The sequence below is a fragment of the Streptomyces griseocarneus genome (genome assembly GCF_014655595.1).
In the GTDB taxonomy this organism is placed as follows: domain Bacteria; phylum Actinomycetota; class Actinomycetes; order Streptomycetales; family Streptomycetaceae; genus Streptomyces; species Streptomyces griseocarneus.
Genome location: NZ_BNBL01000011.1, coordinates 221,762 through 245,109, shown reverse-complemented (window position 1 = coordinate 245,109; position 23,348 = coordinate 221,762). Strand labels below are relative to the sequence as shown.

Annotated in this window: 3 protein-coding genes and 1 pseudogene; all 4 read left to right on the top strand. The window is 72.7% G+C overall.

Annotation, left to right across the window (positions count from 1 at the left end):
- The first annotated feature begins 529 nt into the window (after window positions 1-529).
- The 4 genes and pseudogenes from IE295_RS26105 (at window position 530) to IE295_RS26090 (ending at window position 23,324) form a co-directional block, all read left to right on the top strand.
- On the top strand, window positions 530-2,989 hold the full coding sequence (locus tag IE295_RS26105; protein ID WP_190066214.1) for an acyltransferase domain-containing protein: 2,460 nt from the start codon (window positions 530-532) through the stop codon (window positions 2,987-2,989).
- 150 nt (window positions 2,990-3,139) lie between these two features.
- A pseudogene (locus IE295_RS26100) lies at window positions 3,140-7,573 on the top strand (type I polyketide synthase); the annotation flags it as partial.
- Between the two features lie 347 nt (window positions 7,574-7,920).
- Complete coding sequence (locus tag IE295_RS26095; RefSeq protein ID WP_190066212.1) at window positions 7,921-18,432, top strand: type I polyketide synthase; 10,512 nt, start codon at window positions 7,921-7,923, stop codon at window positions 18,430-18,432.
- Window positions 18,429-23,324 (top strand): type I polyketide synthase, encoded by a 4,896-nt coding sequence (locus tag IE295_RS26090; protein ID WP_190066211.1) that lies wholly within the window; start codon window positions 18,429-18,431, stop codon window positions 23,322-23,324. Before IE295_RS26095 ends, IE295_RS26090 begins: the two co-directional genes overlap by 4 nt.
- Window positions 23,325-23,348: the final 24 nt, after the last annotated feature.

The following is a 23,348-nucleotide window of genomic DNA, read 5'->3' as shown; positions in this document are numbered from 1 at the left end:
TTTCATGGATTGGAATCGACCAGCCCATACCGCAAGGTGGTGGGACGGTCAACAAACTTCACAGAAAAATTGCCGTGGCCGGGTCGATTTACCGAAGGCATGACACTGGCGGGTGACCGATTTAACCCGACAGATTCGTATTTTTAGAGCTCCGTCGCGTGATCTGGGTCACGTTGAACGTTGGTTGACGCAAGATCTTTGAGGCTGGCACAGTGCATCGGGAAGTTGCTTCTGGAAGATGCATGAATAGCGGCCGTTAATCTTGCCGCAATCTGGAAGGGGCGTTACGGGGGATGCTTGTTTCGAGTTGTTCCTATGGATCGATCTGATGGCGGAACGCCCCATTTCTATAGCGCCCGGTGAAGGTTCCGTGGCAGACACACAAAGCGTCGACGAGGCAATCGATAACGACTGTTCCGGTGCGATGCGCGATGAGAACCCGATCGTCGTCATAGGCGTCACGGGTTTGCCGGACAAAGATGTCCGGTCGGGCCGGGACGCCGCAGACGAACGGGCCGCGGGCGAACGGATGGTGGAAGCGGCGCGCGCGGCAGTTGAACACGCCGACCTGGGCCTGGATATGCTGCGGGAAGACGGCACGGCGGTGGTCACCGGTGCGGCAGACCGGACCGGCTCCGCCGGCCGCATCGCCGCCGCCCTCGGCCTGACCGGCCCGTCGATCTCCCTCAACACCGCCCACACACCCGCACTGGCCGCCCTCCACCTCGCCGCCCAGACGCTGCGCTCGGGCGAAAGCTCCTACGCACTGATCGGCACGGAACTGCACGACGGAGTCTGCGCGTTACTCCTGACCCGGGAGTCACGCCTGGCCTCCACCAAAACCACGGCGCTCGCCGTGTTACGCGGCTCGGCCATGGGCCACGACCCCGCACCGGACGACCGGACGCGGGTGACCGGCCAAGCGCTGAAGGCCGCCTGCCTGGAGCCGGGTGAGATCGTGACGCAGCCGGCCGGCGGGCTGGCCGGAGTGATCGAAACCGTGCTCACCGGGCCGTCCCGCGAGGCGGATCCCCCCGAAGAGCCCGGACCGAGGCGACCCACCGTCGTGTCGGAGTCCGGCGCCGACGGCACCACCGTGCACGTGGTCCTGGACGCCCCCCGCACCGGGACGGACTCCGCTCAACTCCCCTGGGTGGTCACGGCCATGAGCCGACCGGCCCTCCAGGCACGCGCCGCGAGCCTGGCCGTCCACCTCGACGCCGCACCGGCCTCACCCGCCGATGCCGCCCACTCGCTGCTGACGATCCCGCCCGCCCGCCACCGAGCGGTCGTCGTGGGATCCGGCCGGACCGCGATGCGCCAGGGACTGCGGGCACTCGCCACGGGCGGCGACGCACCCCACCTCGTACGCGGCACCGCGAACGAGGCACGACGCCCGGTGTTCGTCTTCCCCGGACAGGGGTCGCAGTGGATCGGCATGGCCGTCGAACTGCTCGACTCCTCCGACGTCTTCCGCGACAGCGTGCACGCCTGCGCCGACGCGCTGTCCGAGTTCGTCGACTGGTCACTGATCGACGTACTGCGCGAGGCACCTGGCGCGCCACCACTGCGCCGCGTCGACGTCCTGCAACCCACGCTGTGGGCGACGATGGTCTCGCTGGCCGAGGTCTGGCGCTCCTACGGAGTGGAACCGGCGGCCGTGGTGGGGCACTGCTACGGGGAGATCGCCGCCGCCCAGGTGGCGGGCGCTCTCGACCTGCGCGACGCCGCGCGACTGCTGGCACGGCGCAGCCGCGCATGGCTGCGGCTGGTCGGCAAGGGCACCGTGATCTCGGTCGGCACGTCCGAACAGGACATCACCGGCCGCATGGCCGCCTGGCCCGACTCCGTGGAGCTGGCGGCCGTCAACGGCCCCCGATCGGTGGCCCTGTCCGGACCGCCCGATGCGCTGGACGACATCGTTGCCGAACTCACCGCTCAGGGCGTCTACGCCAAACGGATCCCCGGCGTGGAGACCGTAGGACACTGCTCCCAGGTCGACACGTTGCGCGAGCACCTCCTGGAGGTCCTCCGCCCCGTCTCGCCCAGAGCGTCCCTCGTTCCCTTCCATTCCACAGTGGACGGCCAACAGCGGGACACGGCGACGCTCGACACGGACTACTGGTACCTCAACACCCGCAGCCAGGTGCGGTTCCACGACGCCGTACGATCGCTGCTCGCCGCCGGGCATCGGACGTTCATCGAGGTCAGCCCGCATCCGCTGCTCGGCATGTCCATCGAGGACACGGCCGCCGAGCTCGGCATCCGGGACGTGACCGTGCTGGGCACGCTGCGCCGCGGCCAGGGGGACACCCACCGGGTGCTCACCTCGGTGGCCGAGGCGTACGTCCGCGGCGTGGACGTCGACTGGTCGCCGGCCTTCGCCGGAACGCACACCCGGCGGATCGACCTGCCGGCTCTCGTGGACTTCAGCACCGACGCCGAGTCGTCCTGGACGGACCGCGTCGGAGCGCTGCCCGAGGCCGACCGGGCGGAGGCCGTGCTGGAGCTCGTCCGCCGCACGCTCACCGAGGTGCTCGCACCGGACTCCACCGACGACATCGAGGCCGGGACCGCCTTCAAGGAGATGGGCCTCGGCTCCCTCAGTGCCGTTCAACTGCGCAACCGGCTCAAGGAAGTTACAGGACTGCACCTGCCCGCTACGATCGCCTTCGACCACCCCACCCCCGCCGCGCTGGCCCGACATCTGCAGACCGCGCTCTTCGAGAACACCGGCGCTCGGCGGCCGCAGGAGCGCCCCGAGGCCGCGCTCCTCGCCGCCCTGGACCAGGCCGACGCGGCACTGGAACGACTGTCGGCCGACAACGACTCCGCCCAGCGGATCGAGGAACGCCTCAAGGCCCTGACGGACAGGGTCAGGCGGATGCGGCACACCGACGACCCGGAGGGCTCCGCCGCCGACCGGTTCGAGTCGGCCGACGACGACGAGATGTTCGCCCTCATCGAGGAGCGGTTCGGCATCTCCTGAACCGGCCCCCGAGCCCCCCACGCACTGCCCGATTGCCGACGGCGACTTTCCGACGCCGTTTTCCCGAACCCCAGCGCACTCGCCGCTCCCTGAACGCGCCGGTGGCTGTACGAGTCCGCCGAATCCCACCAGTCCTGAAGGCAGTCTCCCATGGCACATGAAGACAAGCTTCGATACTTCCTCAAGCGGGTCAGCGCCGAGCTCGACGAGGCGCGGCAGCGGGTGCGTGAGCTGGAGGACGGCGAGCGCGAGCCGATCGCGATCGTGGGCATGAGCTGCCGCCTGCCCGGGGGCGCGGGGTCGCCGGAGGAGTTCTGGGAGCTGCTCGAGGCGGGCGTCGACGCGGTGTCGGAGTTCCCGGAGGACCGCGGCTGGGACGTGCCGAACCTGTACGACCCCGATCCGGACGCGCCGGGCAAGTCGTACGTGCGGGAAGGCGGATTCCTGCACGACGCGGGCGAGTTCGACGCGGGGTTCTTCGGGATCTCGCCGCGTGAGGCGCTGGCGATGGACCCGCAGCAGCGGTTGCTGCTGGAGTGCTCGTGGGAGGCCATCGAGCGGGCCAGGATCGACCCCCGCTCGCTGCACGGCAGCCGCACGGGCGTCTTCGCCGGCTCCAACTGGCAGGACTACAACACCCTCTTGCTGCGCGCGGACGAGCGGTCGCAGAGCTACCTGGCCACCGGTGCCTCCGGCAGCGTCCTCTCCGGGCGGATCTCCTACTCCCTGGGCCTGGAGGGCCCGGCGATCACCGTCAACACAGCCTGCTCGTCCTCGTTGGTGGCCGTGCACCTGGCGGCACGCGCGCTGCGGGCGGGCGAGTGCGACCTGGCCCTGGCCGGCGCCGTCACGGTCATGTCGACGCCGCAGCTGCCGGTGGCCTTCTCCCGCCAGCGCGGACTCGCGCTGGACGGGCGCTCCAAGGCGTTCGCCAAGGCCGCCGACGGGATGGGCTTCGGCGAGGGCGTGGGCGTGCTGGTACTCGAGCGATTGTCGGTCGCACGGCGGAACGGTCACCGTGTGCTGGCGGTGGTGCGGGGTTCTGCGGTGAACCAGGACGGTGCGTCGAATGGTCTGACGGCGCCGAGTGGTCCGTCGCAGCAGCGGGTGATCCGGGCGGCGTTGGAGAGTGCGGGTCTGGGTCCGTCCGATGTGGACGTGGTCGAGGCGCACGGTACGGGGACGCGGCTGGGTGACCCCATCGAGGCCCAGGCGCTGCTGGCCACGTACGGGCAGGACCGGGATGCCGAACGGCCTTTGTGGCTCGGGTCGGTGAAGTCGAACATCGGTCATGCGCAGGCCGCTGCGGGAGCGGCGGGGATCATCAAGATGGTCATGGCGATGCGGGCCGGTGCGCTGCCGAGGACGTTGCACGTGGACGAGCTGTCGCCGGAGGTGGACTGGTCGTCGGGTGCGGTGCGGCTGCTGACGGAGGCGCAAGCCTGGCCGGCGGTGGAGGGTCGTCCGCGGCGGGCGGGGGTGTCGTCGTTCGGCATCAGCGGGACGAACGCGCACGTGATCATCGAAGAGGCTCCGGCAGTCGAGTCGGTTGCGGGGGAGCAGCCTGTCGCGGGCGTGGTGCCGTGGGTGGTGTCGGGGCGTACCGAGGATGCGTTGCGGGAGCAGGCGGGGCGGCTGGCTTCGTTCGTGTCCAGCCGGCCCGACGCGAGCCCGGCGGACGTGGGCTGGTCGTTGGCTGCGACGCGGAGTGCGTTCGAGCGTCGTGCGGTGGTGTTCGGCTCGGGGCGTGAGGAGTTCGTCGAGGGTCTTTCCGCTGTGGCGGAGGGGCGTGCGGTGGCGAACGCGGTGACGGGCTCGGTCGGTTCCGGGCGCCTCGGCTTCGTTTTCCCTGGTCAGGGGAGTCAGCGGCTGGGCATGGGCCGGGGGCTTCATGAGCGGTTCCCGGTGTTCGCCGAGGCGTTCGACGAGGTGTGTGCGGGTCTCGATCCGGGTCTGCGTGAGGTGGTGTTCGGTTCGGATGCGGAGGCGTTGGATCGGACGGTGTGGGCTCAGGCGGGGTTGTTCGCGCTTGAGGTGTCGTTGTTCCGGCTGTTCGAGTCGTGGGGTGTGCGGCCCGCGTATGTGGTGGGGCACTCCATCGGTGAGCTGGCGGCCGCGTATGTGGCGGGTGTGTGGTCGCTCGAGGATGCGTGTCGTGTGGTGGCCGCGCGGGGCCGATTGATGCAGGCACTGCCGGCCGGCGGCGCGATGGCCGCTGTGCAGGCCGATGCCGCTGAGATTGCCGATGTGCTGGGCGATGACCTGGTCGTGGCGTCGGTGAACGCGCCGGGACAGCTGGTCGTTTCCGGCACCGAGGCGGCCGTAGATCGTGCGGTTGCCGCGGTCAAGGCGCGGGGCGGTCGCGCGCGGCGCCTGACGGTTTCGCACGCTTTCCACTCGCCGTTGATGGAGCCGATGCTGGAGGCGTTCCGCAGCGTCCTGGAGGGCGTGGAGTTCCGTAAGCCGGCGCTGTCGGCGGTCTCCAATGTCACCGGTACCTGGGTGGACCCGCAGGAGTGGTGCTCGCCCGAGTACTGGGTGCGCCAGGTCCGCGAGCCCGTCCTCTTCGCCGACGGCGTCCGTACCCTCCTCGACGCGGGCGTCACGACCTGGCTGGAGCTCGGGCCGGCAGGCACGTTGACCTCGATGGTCGCCCACTGCGCCGACGCGATGACCCAGCAGGTCGTCACGGCGCCCGCCCTGCGCCCGGATCACGACGACGCATCCACCGTCCTGGCCGCCCTCTCCACCGTCCACGTCAACGGGCACGCGGTCGACTGGTCTGCTCTCTTCCCGCACGCCCGTACGGTCGACCTCCCCACGTACGCCTTCCAGCACCAGCACTACTGGCTGGACGCCCTCCCTCTGTTCACCGCCTCCGCGTCGGCACAGGGCGACGCGTGGCGTTACCGCATCGACTGGCGCCGGCGCGGGACCGGAGGTTCCGGCAGCCTCTCGGGGCGCTGGCTGCTGCTGGTGCCCGAACCGAACGGATCGAACAGGTCGGAGCCGTGGACGGCCGGTGCCGAGCGGATGCTGGCCGAGCACGGCTGTGAAACGGTTCGCGTACAGATCGCGGCCACGGAGGACCGGGCAGCCCTGGCCACGGCAGTTCGCGAGGCGGTCGCCGGGCGTCGGATCGACGGGGTCCTCAGCCTCCTGGCGCTCGACGACCGGCCCCACCCGGAGGCGGACGCGGTTTCCGCCGGGCTGGTCGCCGTGGCGCACACCGTGCAGGTCTGCGAGGAGCTCGGCATCGGGCCGCTGTGGGTCGCCACCCGGCATGCCGTCTCCGCCGACGCCACCGACGGTCCGGCGCGGGCCTCGCAGGCGCAGATCTGGGGCCTCGGCCGGGTCGCCGCTCTGGAGAAGCCGCAGCTGTGGGCCGGGCTCGTCGACCTTCCCGCGCACGCCGACGACCGTATGCGAGGCCTGGTCGCCGACGTCCTGTCCGCTCCGGAGGCCGAAGATCAACTGGCCGTTCGCGAAAGCGGCGTCTTCGTACGCCGCATGGTGCGCGCCACCGCTCCGGCTACGGCCGAGGGCTGGCGGCCGAGCGGTACCGTGCTGGTCACCGGGGGTACCGGTGGCGTCGGCGCCAACATCGCGCGCTGGCTCGTCACACAGGACATCGAGCATCTGGTGCTGGTCAGCCGGCGTGGCCCGGAGGCGCCCGGGGCGGCCGCGCTGCTGGAGGAGCTGGCGGCCCCCGGCATCCCCGTGACCATCGAGGCATGCGACGTCACCGACGCCGGCGCCGTGCGGAGGCTGGTCGAGGGCGTCTCCGCCGACCGGCCGTTGAGCGCCGTGATCCATGCCGCGGGCACGCTGGACGACTGCCTCGTCGACGCCCTGACGCCGCAGCGTTTCGCGGGCGCACTGGACGTCAAGGTCAAGGGCGCGCTCAACCTGCACGAGTGCATCGAGGACGCGCACCTGGTCCTCTTCTCCTCGCTCGCCGGAACCACCGGCACCAAGGGCCAGGGCAACTACGCCGCGGCCAACGCCTACCTCGACGCGCTCGCCGAACGACGTCGTGCGGAAGGCCTGCCGGCGACCTCGGTCGCATGGGGCGCCTGGCAGGGCGAAGGCATGGTCGCCGACGAGGCCGTCGCCGGCCGTACGCGGCGCTACGGCCTGCCGCTGATGAACCCCGAGCAGGCCGTCGAGGCCATGCGGCAGGTCATGGCCGAACCGGGCGCCACGCACATCGTGGCGGACATCGACTGGCCCCGCTTCGCCGTCGACTTCACCGCGTCGCGTCCCAGCCGGCTCATCGCCGACCTGCCCGAGGTGCGGTCGCTGGGCGACCTCGGCGTGCCCGAGCAGGGTACGGGGATGCTGGACGCGCTGGCCGGGATGGCCGAGGCCGAACGCGGACAGGCGCTGCTCGAGCTGGTGCAGGAGCTGGTCACCACGGTGCTCGGGCACGACTCACGGGCCTCGATCGGCCCCGACAGCTCCTTCCACAGCATCGGCTTCGACTCGCTCACCGCCGTGGAGCTGCGCAACCTCCTCGCCGTCCACATCGGGGTGAAGCTGCCCGCCACCCTCGTCTACGACTACCCGACGCTCGCGTCCCTGGCCGACCACCTGCGCGAACACCTGGCCTTCGACGACGGGGACACGGTGGACGGCCTGTTCGCCGAACTGGACGCGCTGGGTGCCAAACTCGCGGCCGCGGAGCTGGACGAGGACGACCGGTCCCGCCTCACCCGCAGGCTCAAGGAGATGCAGTCCGCCTGCGCTCCGCAGTCGGACCCCTCGCGTGACCTCCAGTCGGCCTCCCGTGCCGAAGTGCTCGATTTCCTCACCAACGAGCTCGGAATCTCTCGATGACAGTTGACCGCCTTCGACGGCCGCCGGATGCCCCGCGCAGGTAGCCATGCCGACCACCGAACCCGATCGACGCACCGGAAGCGGGACCACCAATGCCCAACGATGAAGAGCTCCTCGACTATTTGAAGCAGACCGCCGCCAATCTCCACGAGGCGCGGCAGCGCGTGCGTGAGCTGGAGGACGGCGAGCGCGAGCCGATCGCGATCGTGGGCATGAGCTGCCGCCTGCCCGGGGGCGTGCGGACACCGGAGGAGTTCTGGGAGCTGCTCGACGCGGGCGTCGACGCGGTGTCGGACTTCCCGGAGGACCGCGGCTGGGACCTGGAGAACCTCTTCGACCCGGACCCGGACGCGCCGGGCAAGTCGTACGCACGCGAAGGCGCGTTCCTGCGGGACGCCGGCGGTTTCGACCCGGGATTCTTCGGCATCTCGCCGCGTGAGGCGCTCGTCATGGACCCGCAGCAGCGGTTGCTGCTGGAGTGCTCGTGGGAGGCGATCGAGCGGGCCAGGATCGATCCCGGGGCGCTGAAGGGCAGCCGGACCGGCGTCTTCGTGGGCTCCAACGGCCAGGACTACGGCACCCTGCTGCTGCGCGCCGACGAACGGTCGCACGGCTACCTGGCCACCGCCGCGTCGGCGAGCGTGATGTCCGGACGGATCTCCTACTCGCTGGGCCTGGAGGGCCCGGCGATCACGATCAGCACGGCCTGTTCGTCGTCACTGGTGGGCATGCACCTGGCGGCGCGCGCGTTGCGGGCAGGCGAATGCGAACTGGCCCTGGCCGGCGGCGTGACGGTGATGCCGACGACTCGCCTGTTCGAGGTCTTCTCCCGGCAGCGGGGACTGTCCGCCGACGGCCGGTGCAAGGCGTTCGCCGAGTCCGCCGACGGAACGGGCTGGGGCGAGGGCATCGGCATTCTGCTCCTGGAGCGGTTGTCGGACGCCCGGCGGAACGGCCATCGCGTGCTGGCCGTGATGCGGGGCTCGGCGGTCAACCAGGACGGCGCATCGAACGGTCTGACGGCGCCGAACGGCCCGTCGCAGCAGCGCGTCATCCGCGCGGCATTGGAGAGTGCGGGTCTGACGCCGTCCGATGTGGACGCGGTCGAGGCGCACGGCACGGGAACGCGGCTGGGTGACCCGATCGAGGCCCAGGCGTTGCTGGCCACGTACGGGCAGGGACGGCCGGCAGACCGGCCGTTGTGGCTCGGATCGGTGAAATCCAACGTCGGTCATGCGCAGGCGGCCGCCGGTGTGGCCGGTGTGATCAAGATGGTCATGGCGATGCGGGCGGGGGTGCTGCCGAGGACGTTGCATGTGGAGGAGCCGTCGTCCGAGGTGGACTGGTCGTCGGGTGCGGTGCGGCTGCTGACGGAGGCGCAAGCTTGGCCGGCGGTGGAGGGCCGTCTGCGGCGGGCGGGGGTGTCGTCGTTCGGCATCAGCGGGACGAACGCGCACGTGATCATCGAGGAGGCTCCGGAGGAGGACGAGCCCTCGGGTGACGCTGCGACCCCTGCGGGAGCAGTGGTGCCCTGGGTGGTGTCGGGGCGTACCGAGGGTGCGTTGCGGGAGCAGGCGGGGCGGCTGGCTTCGTTCGTGTCGGGCCGGTCTGACGTGAGTCCGGCTGATGTGGGGTGGTCGCTGTCGTCGACCCGGAGCGCGTTCGAGCACCGCGCGGTGGTGTTCGGCTCGGAGTGCGAGGACTTCGTCGAGGGTCTGTCCGCTGTGGCGGAGGGGCGTTCGGTGGCGAATGCGGTGACGGGTTCGGTTGCCGCGGGTGGTCTGGCGCTCGTGTTCACCGGTCAGGGGAGTCAGCGGCTGGGCATGGGCCGGGAGTTGTACGAGCGGTTCCCGGTGTTCGCGGAGGCGTTCGACGAGGTCTGCGCGTCTGTGGACCCGGGTCTGCGCGATGTCGTATTCGGTTCCGATGCGGAGGTGTTGGACCGGACGGTGTGGGCTCAGGCGGGGTTGTTCGCGCTTGAGGTGTCGCTGTTCCGGCTGTTCGCGTCCTGGGGTGTGAAGCCTGGCTATGTCGTCGGGCATTCGATCGGCGAGCTGGCGGCAGCCCATGTGGCGGGTGTCTGGTCGCTCGAGGATGCGTGTCGTGTGGTGGCCGCGCGGGGCCGGTTGATGCAGGCATTGCCGGCCGGCGGCGCGATGGCCGCCGTACAGACCGACCCCGCTGAGATCGCCGATCTTCTCGGCGATGACCTGGTCGTGGCGTCGGTGAACGCACCGGGTCAGATCGTGCTCTCCGGCACCGAGCAAGCTGTCGACCATGCCGTCGCTGCGGTCGTGGAGAAGGGTGGGCGTGCGCGGCGTCTTACGGTCTCGCACGCGTTCCACTCGCCGTTGATGGAGCCGATGCTCGCTGAGTTCCGCAGCGTCCTGGAGGCCGTGGAGTTCCGCAAGCCGACGCTGCCGGCGGTCTCCAACGTCACTGGCACCTGGGTTGACAATGCGTGGTGCTCGCCCGAGTACTGGGTCCGCCAGGTCCGCGAGCCTGTCCTCTTCGCCGACGGAGTCCGTACCCTCCTCGACGCGGGTGTCACGACCTGGCTGGAGCTGGGCCCCGCGGGCACCCTCACCTCGATGGTCGCCCACTGCGCCGACGCGACGACCCAGCAGGTCACCACGGCGCCCGCCCTGCGCCCCGGCCACGACGACGTATCCACCGTCCTGACCGCCCTGTCCACCGTCCACGTCAACGGACACACCGTCGACTGGTCCCCCCTCTTCCCCCACGCCCGCACGGTCGACCTCCCCACCTATGCCTTCCAGCACCAGCACTACTGGATGCGCACCGGCACGGGTGCCGCCGAGCCTGCGGAGATCGGCCTCGGTGATGTGCGTCATCCGTTGCTGGGTGCCGCCGTCAGCATCGCGGGCGACGACAAGGTCGTGCTCACCGGACGCCTTTCCCTGCGTACGCACTCGTGGCTGGCCGACCACACCGTGCTGGGTTCGGTGCTGCTGCCCGGTACCGCCTTCGTCGAGCTCGGCATCCGGGCCGGTGACGAGGTGGGCTGCCCGGTCCTGGAGGACCTCACCCTGCATCAGCCGCTGGTGATGCCGCAGCGGGGTTCGGTGCAGGTGCAGGTGGCCGTCGGTGCTCTCGAGAGCGACGGCAGGCGTGCGCTCACCGTGCACTCGCGGCCGTACGACGAGGCCGCCGAGCACGAGTGGACGCAGCATGCGAGCGGCCTGCTGGCTCCCGGCCGGGCTCCGGAGCCCGGGGCCCTCGCGGCCGAGCAGTGGCCGCCGGCGCACGCGCAGGCCGTCGACCTCGGCGACTTCTACGGTGGCTTGGCCGAGCACGGCTACCACTACGGTCCGCTGTTCCAGGGGCTGCGGGCCGTGTGGCGCCAGGGCGACGAGATCTACGCGGAGGTCACGCTGCCCGAGGCGGCCGGTGCCGAGGGCGGCAGGTTCGGCATGCATCCGGCGCTGCTCGACGCGGCCCTGCACGCCGCCCGGCTGGGCGGATTCCACGAGCAGCCCGATGCGAAGTACCTCCCCTTCGCCTGGTCCGGGGTCACCCTGCGGGCCCGGGGCGCCACCGCCGTGCGGGTACGGCTCTCCCGGGCGGGCACCGACGCCGTCCGGCTGGACGTCACCGACACCGTCGGCCGGCCGGTGCTGGACGTCGACTCGCTGACCCTGCGCCCGGTCTCCGCGACGCGGCTCGGCCCGGGAACCCCCGACTCGCTGTTCCGCCTCGACTGGACCCCGGTGCCCGCCGTCGACGGCTCCGGTCTGCGCGTCGTCGTCGCCGGCACTCCGCAGGAGGCGGAGGCACTCGCCCGGGACGCCGACGTCGTGGTGGTGCCGTGCCGGGAGGCCGGCACTCCCCGTCAGGCCACCCGCGAGGCGCTGGCCCTGCTGCAGGGCTGGCTGGCCGCCGACACCGGCGCGAAGCTCGCGCTGCTCACTTACGGGGCCGTCCCGGTCGCCGGGGAGGTGCGCGACCTCGCCCATGCGCCGTTGTGGGGGCTGGTCCGTACCGCCCAGACCGAGCACCCCGACCGTTTCGTACTGATCGATGTGGACGAGCCCCGGCCCGCTCCGGACGCTCTGGCCGCCGCCATCGCCACCGGCGAGCCTCAACTGGCGGTCCGCGACGGCGCCGTCCTGGTGCCCCGCCTCGCCGCCGTCACCGCCGCAGCGCAGGCAGCGCCCGAGTGGAACACCGACGGCACCGTGCTGATCACCGGTGGGTCGGGCGCTCTCGCCGGGCTGGTGGCCGCGCACGCGGTGCGGAGTCTGGGCGTACGCCGCCTGATTCTCGCCAGCCGCAGCGGCAGGCCGGCGCCCGGCACCGAGCTGCTCGACGCGGAGATCACCTCGGTGCGCTGCGACGTGTCCGACCGCGACGCCGTCGCGGAGCTGATCGCGTCGGTGCCCGCCGCGCATCCGCTGACCGCGGTCGTGCACACCGCCGGTGTGCTGGACGACGGCGTCGTGCACGCCCTGACCCCCGAGCGCATCGACACCTCCTTTGCCGCGAAGGCCGACGGCGCCCGGCACCTGCACGAGCTGACGGCCGGCCTGGATCTGGCGGCGTTCGTGTTGTTCTCCTCGGCGGCGGGCGTCCTCGGTTCCGCCGGCCAGGGCAACTACGCGGCCGCGAACGCCTACCTGGACGCGCTCGCGACCCATCGCCGGGCGCTCGGCCTGCCCGCGGTCTCCCTCGCCTGGGGGTTGTGGGCCGAGCAGGGGAGCATGGCGCGGGACCTCGGGGACGCCGAGCTGACCCGGATCTCCCGGATCGGCGTCGCCGCGCTGACGTCCGAGGAGGGCATGCGGCTGTTCGACGCCGGACGGGCCTTCGAGCATGCGGTGCTGGTGCCGATGCGGGTGGACACGGCGATGCTGCGCGGGCGGCGGGACCGGCTCCCGGTGCCCATGCGCGGTCTGGTGCGGGGTGCGGAGCGTACGGTACAGAGCTCCCCGGCGGCCGGCGGGCTCGCGGGGGTGTCCGGCGCCGACCGGTCGCGGATGGTGCTCAACATCGTGCGTACCGCCGTCGCCGACACGCTCGGCTACAACGCCGCCGACGGCGTGCGGCCCGACCAGAACCTGCACGAGGCGGGCTTCGACTCCCTCACCGCCGTGGAGTTCCGCAACCGGCTCGCCGCGGCCACCGGCCTGCGGCTGCCCGCCACGCTGACGTACGACTATCCGAGCCCCCGGGCGATCGCCGAGCACGTGCTGGAGATCCTCACCGTCCCGGAGCCCGCCCCGGAGTCCGAGGTTCCGGTGGTTGCCAGGGCCATCGCTCCGGCCGGCGACGACCCGGTCGTCATCGTGGGCATGGCCGGTCGCTACCCCGGAGGCGTCCGTACCCCCGAGGACCTGTGGGACCTGGTGCTCTCCGGTGGTGACGGGATCTCCGAGTGGCCGGCAGACCGCGGCTGGGACGTGCACGGCCTGTTCGATCCCGACCCGGACGCCGCGGGCAAGTCGTACGTGCGGGAGGGCGGGTTCCTGCACGACGCGGCCCGGTTCGACGCGGGGTTCTTCGGGATCTCGCCGCGTGAGGCGCTGGCGATGGATCCGCAGCAGCGGTTGCTGCTGGAGTGTTCGTGGGAGGCGCTCGAGCAGGCGGGCATCGACCCCGCGTCCCTGAAGGGCAGCCGGACCGGGGTCTACGCGGGCGTGATGTACCACGAGTACGCCTCCCGGCTGGGCACGTCTCCCGAGGGGTACGAGGGCACGCTCGGCACCGGAAGCGCGGGCAGCATCGCCTCCGGCCGCATCTCCTACACGTTCGACTTCGTCGGACCGGCGGTCACCGTGGACACCGCGTGTTCGACGTCCCTGGTGGGGCTGCACCTGGCCGCGCAGGCGCTGCGGGCCGGGGAGTGCGAACTGGCCCTGGCGGGCGGCGTGACGGTGATGCACACCCCGCGTCCGTTCGTCGAGTTCTCCCGCCAGCGCGGGCTGGCCGCCGACGGCCGCAGCAAGGCGTTCGCGAAGGCCGCCGACGGCGTGGCCTGGGGCGAGGGCGTCGGGATCCTGGTGCTGGAGCGGTTGTCGGACGCGCGGCGCAACGGTCACCGTGTGCTCGCGGTGGTGCGGGGTTCCGCGGTGAACCAGGACGGTGCGTCGAACGGTCTGACGGCACCGAATGGTCCGTCGCAGCAGCGGGTGATCCGGGCGGCGTTGGAGAGTGCGGGTCTGGGTCCGTCCGATGTGGACGTGGTCGAGGCGCACGGTACGGGGACGCGGCTGGGTGACCCGATCGAGGCCCAGGCGCTGCTGGCCACGTACGGGCGGGGACGGCCCGCGGACCGGCCGCTGTGGCTGGGGTCGGTGAAGTCCAACATCGGGCACACCCAGGCCGCCGCCGGGGTGGCCGGTGTCATCAAGATGATCAAGGCGATGCAGACCGGTGTGCTGCCGAGGACGCTGCACGTGGACGAGCCGACGCCGGACGTCGACTGGTCTTCAGGCGCCGTGCGGCTGCTCACCTCGCAGCAGGACTGGTCCGTGGAGGACGGTCGTCCGCGCCGTGCGGGAGTGTCCTCGTTCGGCATCAGCGGGACCAACGCCCACGTGATCATCGAGCAGCCGCCGGAGGACCGGCCGGCCGACACCCAGGCCGCCGCCGACGTGGTGCCCTGGGTGGTGTCGGGCCGTACCGAGGAGGCGCTGCGGGCGCAGGCCGCGCGGCTGGCCGGTCATGTGTCGGCCCGGCCGGAGCTGGGCGCCCTGGACGTGGGGTGGTCGCTGGTGTCCACCCGCAGTGCGTTCGAGCACCGCGCGGTGGTCGTGGGCCGGGACCGGGAGGAGCTGCTGGCGGGCCTGTCGGCCGTCGCCGACGGTGCCCACCCGGCCGTGACGGCCGGTGACGACGGCGTGGTCCTGGTGTTCGCCGGCCAGGGCTGCCAGTGGGCCGGCATGGGCACGGCGCTGCTGGAGTCGTCGCCGGTCTTCCGGGAGTCGATGCGGCGTTGCGCCGAGGCCCTGGCCCCGTTCGTCGACTTCGACCTGGTGGACGTCCTGGGCGACGAGGCGGCCCTGGCCCGGGTCGACGTGGTGCAGCCCGCGCTGTGGGCGGTGATGGTCTCGCTCGCCGAGCTCTGGCGGTCGTTCGGCGTCACGGTCGCCGCGGTGATCGGGCACTCGCAGGGCGAGATAGCGGCGGCCGCGGTGTCCGGCGCGTTGTCGTACGAGGACGCCGCGCGCGTGGTGGCGCTGCGGAGCCGGCTGATCGCGGAGAAGCTGTCCGGCCTGGGCGCAATGGCGTCGGTCGCGCTGCCCCGCGAGAAGGTCGACGCGATGCTGCGGGAGTACCCGGGGGTATCGGTGGCGGCGGTCAACGGCGCCTCGTCCACCGTGGTCTCCGGTGACGTCGCCGGGCTGGACGCCCTGCTCGCCTCCTGCGCGGAACAGGGCGTACGCGCCCGCCGGATCGACGTGGACTACGCCTCGCACTCCGCCCAGGTGGAGCTGATCCGCGAGGAGCTAGTGGCGGTGCTGGAGGGGATTCGCCCGCTGCCGGCCGATGTTCCGTTCGTCTCGACGGTGACCGGCGAGCGGATCGACACCGCCCGGCTCGGTCCGGAGTACTGGTACCGGAACCTGCGGCAGACGGTCGAGTTCCGTGCCGGCGTGGAACACCTGCTGGGCCTGGGCCACGACGTCTTCCTGGAGTCCAGCCCGCACCCGGTGCTGACGGTGGGCATCGAGGAGAGCGCCGACCGGGTCGTCGTACTGGAGAGCCTGCGCCGCGGCGAGGGCGACCTGGCCAGGGTGATCAGTGCGGCCGCCGAGGCCTGGACCCGGGGCGTGGCGATCGACTGGACGCCGTTCGTCGCCGGCGGCCACCGGGTGGAGCTGCCGACCTACGCCTTCCAGCACCGGCACCACTGGCTCGAGGCCGCGCCCGGTCACGCCGGCGACGTGGCCGCCGTCGGGCTGGGGAAGGCCGGACACGCGCTGGCGCCCGTGACGGTGGAGCTGCCGGGCGGCCAGTCGGTGTGGACCGGACAGCTGTCGGCACGGACCGTCCCCTGGCTGACCGATCACACGGTCCTGGGCTCGGTGCTGCTGCCCGGCGCGGCCTGGGTGGAACTGGCGCTGCACGCCGGTCACCAGGTCGGCCTCGGCCGCGTGGAGGAACTGACCCTGCAGGCCCCGCTGGTGCTGGACGGGACGGCCCCGGCGCAGATCAGAGTGGTGGTCACCGAGACCGGTGACGCCGGCCGCCGGGCGGTGTCGATGCACTCGCGGGGCGCGGACGGGACCTGGACGACCCACGCGGAGGGAATCCTCGGCGCCGAGGGGCCACAGCCGGACGCCCTCCTCGAGTGGCCGCCGGCCGGGGCGACCCCGGTCGACGTCGACGGGTTCTACGAGACCCTCGAGGCGGCCGGGTACCACTACGGGCCGGTCTTCCGCGGCCTGCGGCGGGCCTGGCGGGCGGGCGACGAGGTGTTCGCCGAGATCGAGCTGCCCGAAGGTGCCGCGCCCGACGGCTACGGCATCCACCCCGCGCTGTTCGACGCGGCCCTGCACGTCCTCGCCTGCGACAGGAGGACGGCCGAGCACGGACCGGAGGAGACCCGGCTGCCCTTCTCCTTCACCGACGTCCGGCTGTTCGCGACCGGCGCGACCTCGCTGCGCGTGCGGCTCGACCCGAAGGAAGCCTCCTGGCAGGCATGGGACTCCGGCGGACTGCCGGTGTTCGGCCTCGGGCGGCTCGTCACCCGGCCGGTCGACGCCGCGCAACTGGCGGTGAAACGCGCCGGAACCCTGTTCCGGGTCGCCTGGGAGGAGACGGCCCCCGCCGCCGGGCCCGCCGGAACCTCCTGCGTGGTCCTGGGCCCCGACCCCCTCGGTGTCGGCCCCGCCCTGCGGGAAGCGGGCTGGCGGGTGGACACCGCCGCCGGCCCGGCCGCCGTGGAGACCGTGCCCGAGGTCGTACTGCTCCCGTGCCGCCGGCCCGCACACGACGACGCCGACGTGCCCGCCGCCGTCCGCGCGGAGACCGGACACGTGCTCGACGTGCTGCAGGAATGGCTCGCCGACCCCCGCTTCGCCGACTCGCGCCTGGTCGTCGTCACCCGCGACGCCTCCTCCGGCGACCTCGCCCACGGCGCGGTCAGAGGCCTGCTGCGCTCCGCACAGGCCGAACACCCGGACCGGATCACCCTCGTCGGCCTCGACGACCACCCCGACTCGCTCGCCGCCCTGCCCGGCTTCGCGCTCACGGACGAACCCGAGATCGCGATCCGCGCCGGAACGGGGAGCGCGCCCCGGCTGGCACGGCCGGACGAACCGGCCGCGGGCGGTTCGCTGGGCACCGGCACCGTCCTGATCACCGGCGGCACCGGCACCCTCGGCGGACTGCTGGCCCGGCACATCGTCGACGTGCACGGCATCACCCGGCTGCTGCTGGTCAGCCGCCGGGGACCGGCCGCCGACGGCGCCGAGCGGCTGCGCGCCGAGCTCACCGCCCTCGGCGCCCACGTCGACATCGTGGCCGCCGACCTGGCCGATCGTTCCGCCGTGGCCGCCCTGCTCGCCGGCGTGGACCCACGGCACCCGCTGTCCGCCGTCGTGCACGCCGCCGGCGTACTGGACGACGGCGTGCTCGGCACGCGGTCCCCCCAGTGGCTGGACACGGTCCTGCGCCCCAAGGCCGACGCGGCATGGCACTTGCACGAACTGACAGTTGATCAAAAACTCGGCGCCTTCGTGCTATTCTCCTCCGCATCCTCGGTGCTGGGCGCCACAGGTCAGGCCAACTACGCTGCGGCGAACGGCTTTTTGGACGCGCTCGCCGTCCACCGCAGCACGCGTGGTCTGCCCGGGCTGTCGCTGGCGTGGGGCCTGTGGGCCCACCGCAGCGAGCTGACCGAGAAGACCGGATCCCCCTCGCGCAACATCGCCGCCGTCGGCGCGCTGTCCACCGAGGAGGCACTGGCGGCCTTCGACGCCGCGCTCGGCTCCGGCGAATCGCCGGCGGTGCCCATCCGGATCGACGCGGTCTCCACGCAGGACGTTCCGGCGATGCTGCGCGGCGTGGTGCAGGTGCCGCGCCGGGCGGTCGCGGCCGCGGAGTCCCCGGGCTCGCGGGACGGGCGGTTCGCCCAGCGGCTGGCCGGCCTGGGCGCCGAGGAGCGGCTGCGGCTGGTGCAGAACGTCGTCCTGGGCACCGTGGCCGCGGTGCTCGGTCACGAGAGCCGGGAGGCGATCACCCCGTCGCGAGGCTTCCTCGAGCTGGGATTCGACTCCCTGACCGGGGTGCGGCTGCGCAACAGGCTGGCCAAGGAACTGGGCCTGCGCCTGCCCGCCACCACGGTGTTCGACCATCCCAGCCCCGGAGAGCTGGCCGCCCACCTGGTGGAGCTGCTGGTGGGCACGGTCGACACCACCGCGCTGGCGCTGGAGCGGCTGGACGAGCTCCGGCGCAGCGTCACCGGCCCGGCGCCGGACGACCTGGACCGGGACCTGATCGCGCAGCGGCTCACGGCGCTGCTGGAGGAACTACGGCCGCCGGCGCCCGAAGCCGGCGCCGGTGACCTGGACGCCGCCACGGCGGACGAGATCTACGCCTACATCGACAACGAGCTGGGGATCGGAGGTGCGCAATGAACGGCGACGCCAAGGCACTTGACTACCTCAAGCGGGTCACCGCAGATCTGCGGTCCGCTCGGACGCGGCTGCGCGAACTGGAGTCCGCGGCCACCGAGCCGGTCGCCATCGTGGCCATGGCCTGCCGCTATCCCGGCGGCGTCCGGACGCCGGAGGACCTGTGGGACCTCGTCGCCCGGGGCCGGGACGCGATCGCGCCGTTCCCGGCCGACCGGGGCTGGGACGCGGACCTCTACGATCCCGACCCCGACGCTCCCGGCAAGTCCACCGTGCGCGAGGGCGGGTTCATCTACGACGTCGCCGACTTCGACCCCGCCTTCTTCGGGATCTCGCCGCGCGAGGCCCTGGCGATGGACCCGCAGCACCGCCTGCTGCTGGAGTGCTCGTGGGAGGCGCTGGAACGGGCGGGCATCGCCCCGGAGTCCCTCCAGGGCAGCCGCACCGGCGTCTACACCGGGCTGATGACGCACGAATACGCCACCCGGCTCCCCGAGATCGACGAGGACCTCGAGGGCTTCGTCGGGGTCGGCAACGCGGGCAGCGCCGCCTCCGGACGGGTCGCCTACACCCTCGGGCTGAACGGCCCCGCCGTCACCGTGGACACGGCCTGCTCGTCCTCGCTGGTGGCGCTGCACCTGGCCGCCCGTGCGCTGCGGGCCGGGGAGTGCGAACTGGCGCTGGCCGGGGGAGCGTCGGTCATCTCGGCGCCCACGGTGTTCACCACCTTCAGCAGGCAGCGCGGACTCGCGGCGGACGGCCGCTGCAAGCCGTTCTCGGCCGCGGCGGACGGTACGGGCTTCGGCGAGGGCGTCGGCGTGCTGGTGCTGGAGAGGCTCTCCGACGCCCGGCGCAACGGCCACGAGGTGCTGGCCGTGCTGCGCGGCTCGGCGGTCAACCAGGACGGTGCCAGCAGCGGGTTCACCGCGCCGCGGGGCCCGTCGCAGCAGGAGGTCATCCGGCAGGCCCTGGCGGACGCCCGGCTGTCGCCGGACCAGGTCGACGCCGTGGAGGCCCACGGCACCGGCACCACTCTGGGTGACCCCATCGAGGCCCAGGCGCTCCTCGCGGCCTACGGGCAGCGGCGGCCGGAGGGCCGTCCGCTGTGGCTGGGGTCGGTGAAGTCGAACCTCGGCCACACCCAGGGCGCCGCCGGCGTCGCCGGCGTGATCAAGATGGTCATGGCCATGCGGGAGGAGACCCTGCCCCGCACGCTGCACGCGGACGAGCCGACGCCCGAAGTGGACTGGTCCTCGGGGGCGGTGCGACTGCTGACGGCACAGCGGGAGTGGCCCGCCGCGGACGGACACGTGCGCCGCGCCGGTGTCTCGGCCTTCGGGATCTCCGGCACCAACGCCCACGTGATCATCGAGCAGGCCCCGGACGAGACCTCCGACGGCACGACGGCACCCGAAGCGGACACGGCGCCCGCAGCGGACGTAGTGCCCGGGACGGACGTGGTGCCGTGGGTGGTGTCGGGCAGGTCGGCCGAGGCACTGCGGGCCCAGGCCGCGCGCCTGGTGGCGTACCTCTCCGCTCACCCCGAGCCCACCGCGAGGGACGTGGGCTGGTCGCTGGCCGCCACGCGCAGCGCGTTCGAGCACCGTGCCGTAGTGGTGGGCCGGGACCGGCAGGAGCTCCTCGCCGGCATGTCGGCGGTGGCCGCCGACGGCGATATCCCAGGGGCGACGGCCACCCGGGACGGTGTGGTGCTGGTGTTCGCCGGTCAGGGCTGTCAGTGGGTCGGCATGGGCAAGGCGCTGCTGGAGTCGTCGCCGGTCTTTGAAGAATCGATGCGGCGGTGCGCCGAGGCGCTGGAGCCGTTTGTCGACTTCGAGCTGTTGGACGTGCTGGACGACGAGACGGCCTTGGCGCGGGTGGAGGTGGTGCAGCCGGCGCTGTGGGCGGTGATGGTGTCGCTGGCCGGTCTCTGGCGCTCGTGGGGTGTTCCGGTGGCCGCGGTGATCGGCCATTCGCAGGGCGAGATCGCGGCGGCCGCGGTGTCCGGTGCGCTGTCGTACGAGGACGCCGCGCGCGTGGTGGCGTTGCGCAGCCGGCTGATCGCGGAGAAGCTGTCGGGTCCGGGCGGGATGGTCTCGGTCGCGCTGCCCCGTGACGAGGTCGTGCCGCTGCTGGCCGACTACCCCGGAGTGTCGGTGGCGGCGGTCAACGGCGCCTCGTCCACCGTGGTCTCCGGTGATGTCGCCGGGCTGGACGCCCTGCTCGCCGAGTGCGAGGCACTGGGCGTACGCGCCCGCCGGATCGACGTGGACTACGCCTCGCACTCCGCGCAGATCGACCTCATCCGCGACGAACTGCTCACCCTGCTCTCCGGCATCTCCCCCCGGACGTCGGACATCCCGTTCGTCTCGACGGTGACCGGCGAGCGGATCGACACCGCCCGGCTCGGTCCGGAGTACTGGTACCGCAACCTGCGGCAGACCGTGGAGTTCCGGGCCGGCGTCGAGCACCTGCTGCGCGAGGGCCACACGGTGTTCCTCGAGTCCAGCCCCCACCCCGTCCTCACCGTCGGCATCGAGGAGACGGCCGACCGGGCGGTGGTGCTGGAGAGCCTGCGGCGGGACGACGGGGACCTCACCCGGATGACCACGGCGGCCTCCGAGGCCTGGACCCGGGGCGTACCGGTCGACTGGACGCGGCTGCTGCCCGGCGGCAGGCGCGTCGCCCTGCCCACCTACGCCTTCCAGCGCCGGCGCTACTGGCTCGAGGCCCCGGACCGCCCCCGGACGGCCGCGCACCAGGGCGACCAGGACTTCTGGGCCGTGGTGGAGGAAGAGGACGCCGACCGGCTGGCGGACATGCTGCGCGGCCCGGTCGCCGACGACCTCCGCCGGCCGCTGAAGGACGTACTGCCCGCGCTGGCCGCCTGGCGCCGGGAACAGCGGCGCAAGTCCACGGTGGACGGCTGGCGGTACGTCGTCGCCTGGCGGCCCGTCGCCGACACCCCCGCCCCGGCCGCCCTGACCGGCAGCTGGACCGTGGTGGTGCCCGCCGGACACGAGCATGACGCCGTCACCGACTGGGCCCGCTCGGCACTGCGCGGCCACGGAGCCGATGTCGAGTGCCTGGTCCTGGGGCCGGGGGACACCCGGCAAACGCTCGCCGAGCGGCTCGGTGCCGCCGAGCCGGCCGGGCTCGTATCCCTGCTGGGCCTGGACGACGCCCCGCACCCGGACCACGAGGCGCTGCCCCGGGCGGTGCACGGCACCGTGCTGCTCGTCCAGGCGCTGACCGACGCCGGGGTGAGGGCCCCGCTGTGGTCGCTCACCCGCAACGGCGTCACCGCCACCGACGCCGACCCCGCAGGCTCCACGGCGGCCGCGCAACTGTGGGCCCTGGCCCGGGTGGCGGGCCTTGAGCACCCCGAACTGTGGGGCGGCCTGGTCGACCTGCCCTCCGGCCTCGACGAACGCTGCGCGGCGCTGCTGGCCGGAGCGCTGTCGGCACGCGAGGGCGAGGACCAGCTCGCGTTGCGTCCGGCCGGACTGATGGCCCGGAGGCTGGTACGGGCGCCCGCACCGGACGGCACACCGGCCCCCGCCTGGCGCGCCCGTGACACCGCGCTGGTCACCGGCGGGACCGGCGGCCTGGGCGGCCACGTCGCCCGATGGCTGGCCCGCGCGGGCGCGGAGCACGTGGTGCTGGTCAGCCGCCGGGGAGCCGACGCCGAGGGAGCGCAGCAACTGCGCGACGACCTCGCCGCCCTCGGTGCCAAGGTCACCGTCGCCGCCTGCGACGTCGCCGACCGCAAGGCGCTGGCCGCGCTCGTCGAGCGGGTCCAGCAGGACGGCCCGCCGATCCGTACCGTCGTACACACGGCGGGCTCCGGACGGTCGGCGCGACTGGCGGACACCGACGCCGCCGAGATCGCCGCCGTGCTCGCACCGAAGGCGGCCGGCGCGCGGAACCTGCACGAACTGCTCGGCGACCTCGACGCGTTCGTGCTGTTCTCCTCCGGCGCCGGAGTGTGGGGCAGCGGCGGCCAGGGAGCCTATGCCGCGGCCAACGCCCACCTGGACGCGCTCGCCGAACAGCGCAGGAGCCAGGGTCTGGCGGCCACCTCCGTGGCCTGGGGCGCCTGGGCCGGCGGCGGCATGGCGGCCGGAGCCGCCGAGGAATGGCTGCACAAGCAGGGCCTGCGCTTCATGCCGCCACAGACCGCGATCGGCGCCCTGCACGAGGTCCTCGACCGCGACGAGACCACGGTGGTCGTCGCCGACATCGACTGGCAGGCCTTCGCGCCGCGCTACGCCTCGGCGCGGCCCCGGCCGCTGATCGGTGAGATCCCCGAGGCCCGCCCGGCGCGGGAGGCGGACACGGCGGAGCAGGCCCCCGACCTGGTGGCCAGGCTGGCCGGGCTGTCGGGCGACGAGCGACGCCGCGCGCTGCTCGCCGACGTACGGGCCCAGGCCGCCGTCGTGCTCGGGTACTCCGGAGGGGACGCCGTCCCGGCCGACCGGCCGTTCCGCGAGCTCGGCTTCGACTCGCTCACCGCGGTCCGGCTGCGCAACCGGCTCGCCGCGGCCACCGGGCTGACCCTTCCGGCCACGGTCGTCTTCGACCACCCGACCTCGGCGGCACTCGCCGCGCACCTCGGCTCCCGGCTGGCGTCGGACGACAACGCGGCCCGGTCCGCGCTGCTCGACGAGCTGGCCGGGCTGGAGTCCGCGGTCGCGTCGCTGACCGCGGACACCCTGCCCACCGTCGTGCCGGACGCCCGTGAACGGGCGGCCCTCACCGTGCGGCTGCGCGCCCTGCTGACCAAGTGGGAGCAGGCGCAGGGCAGCGAGCAGAACACATCCCGAGAACAGATCGACGACGTGAGCGACGACGATCTCTTCGACTTCATCGACGCCAAGTTCGGCCGTTCGTGACCTCTGTCGACTACCACGCGAAAA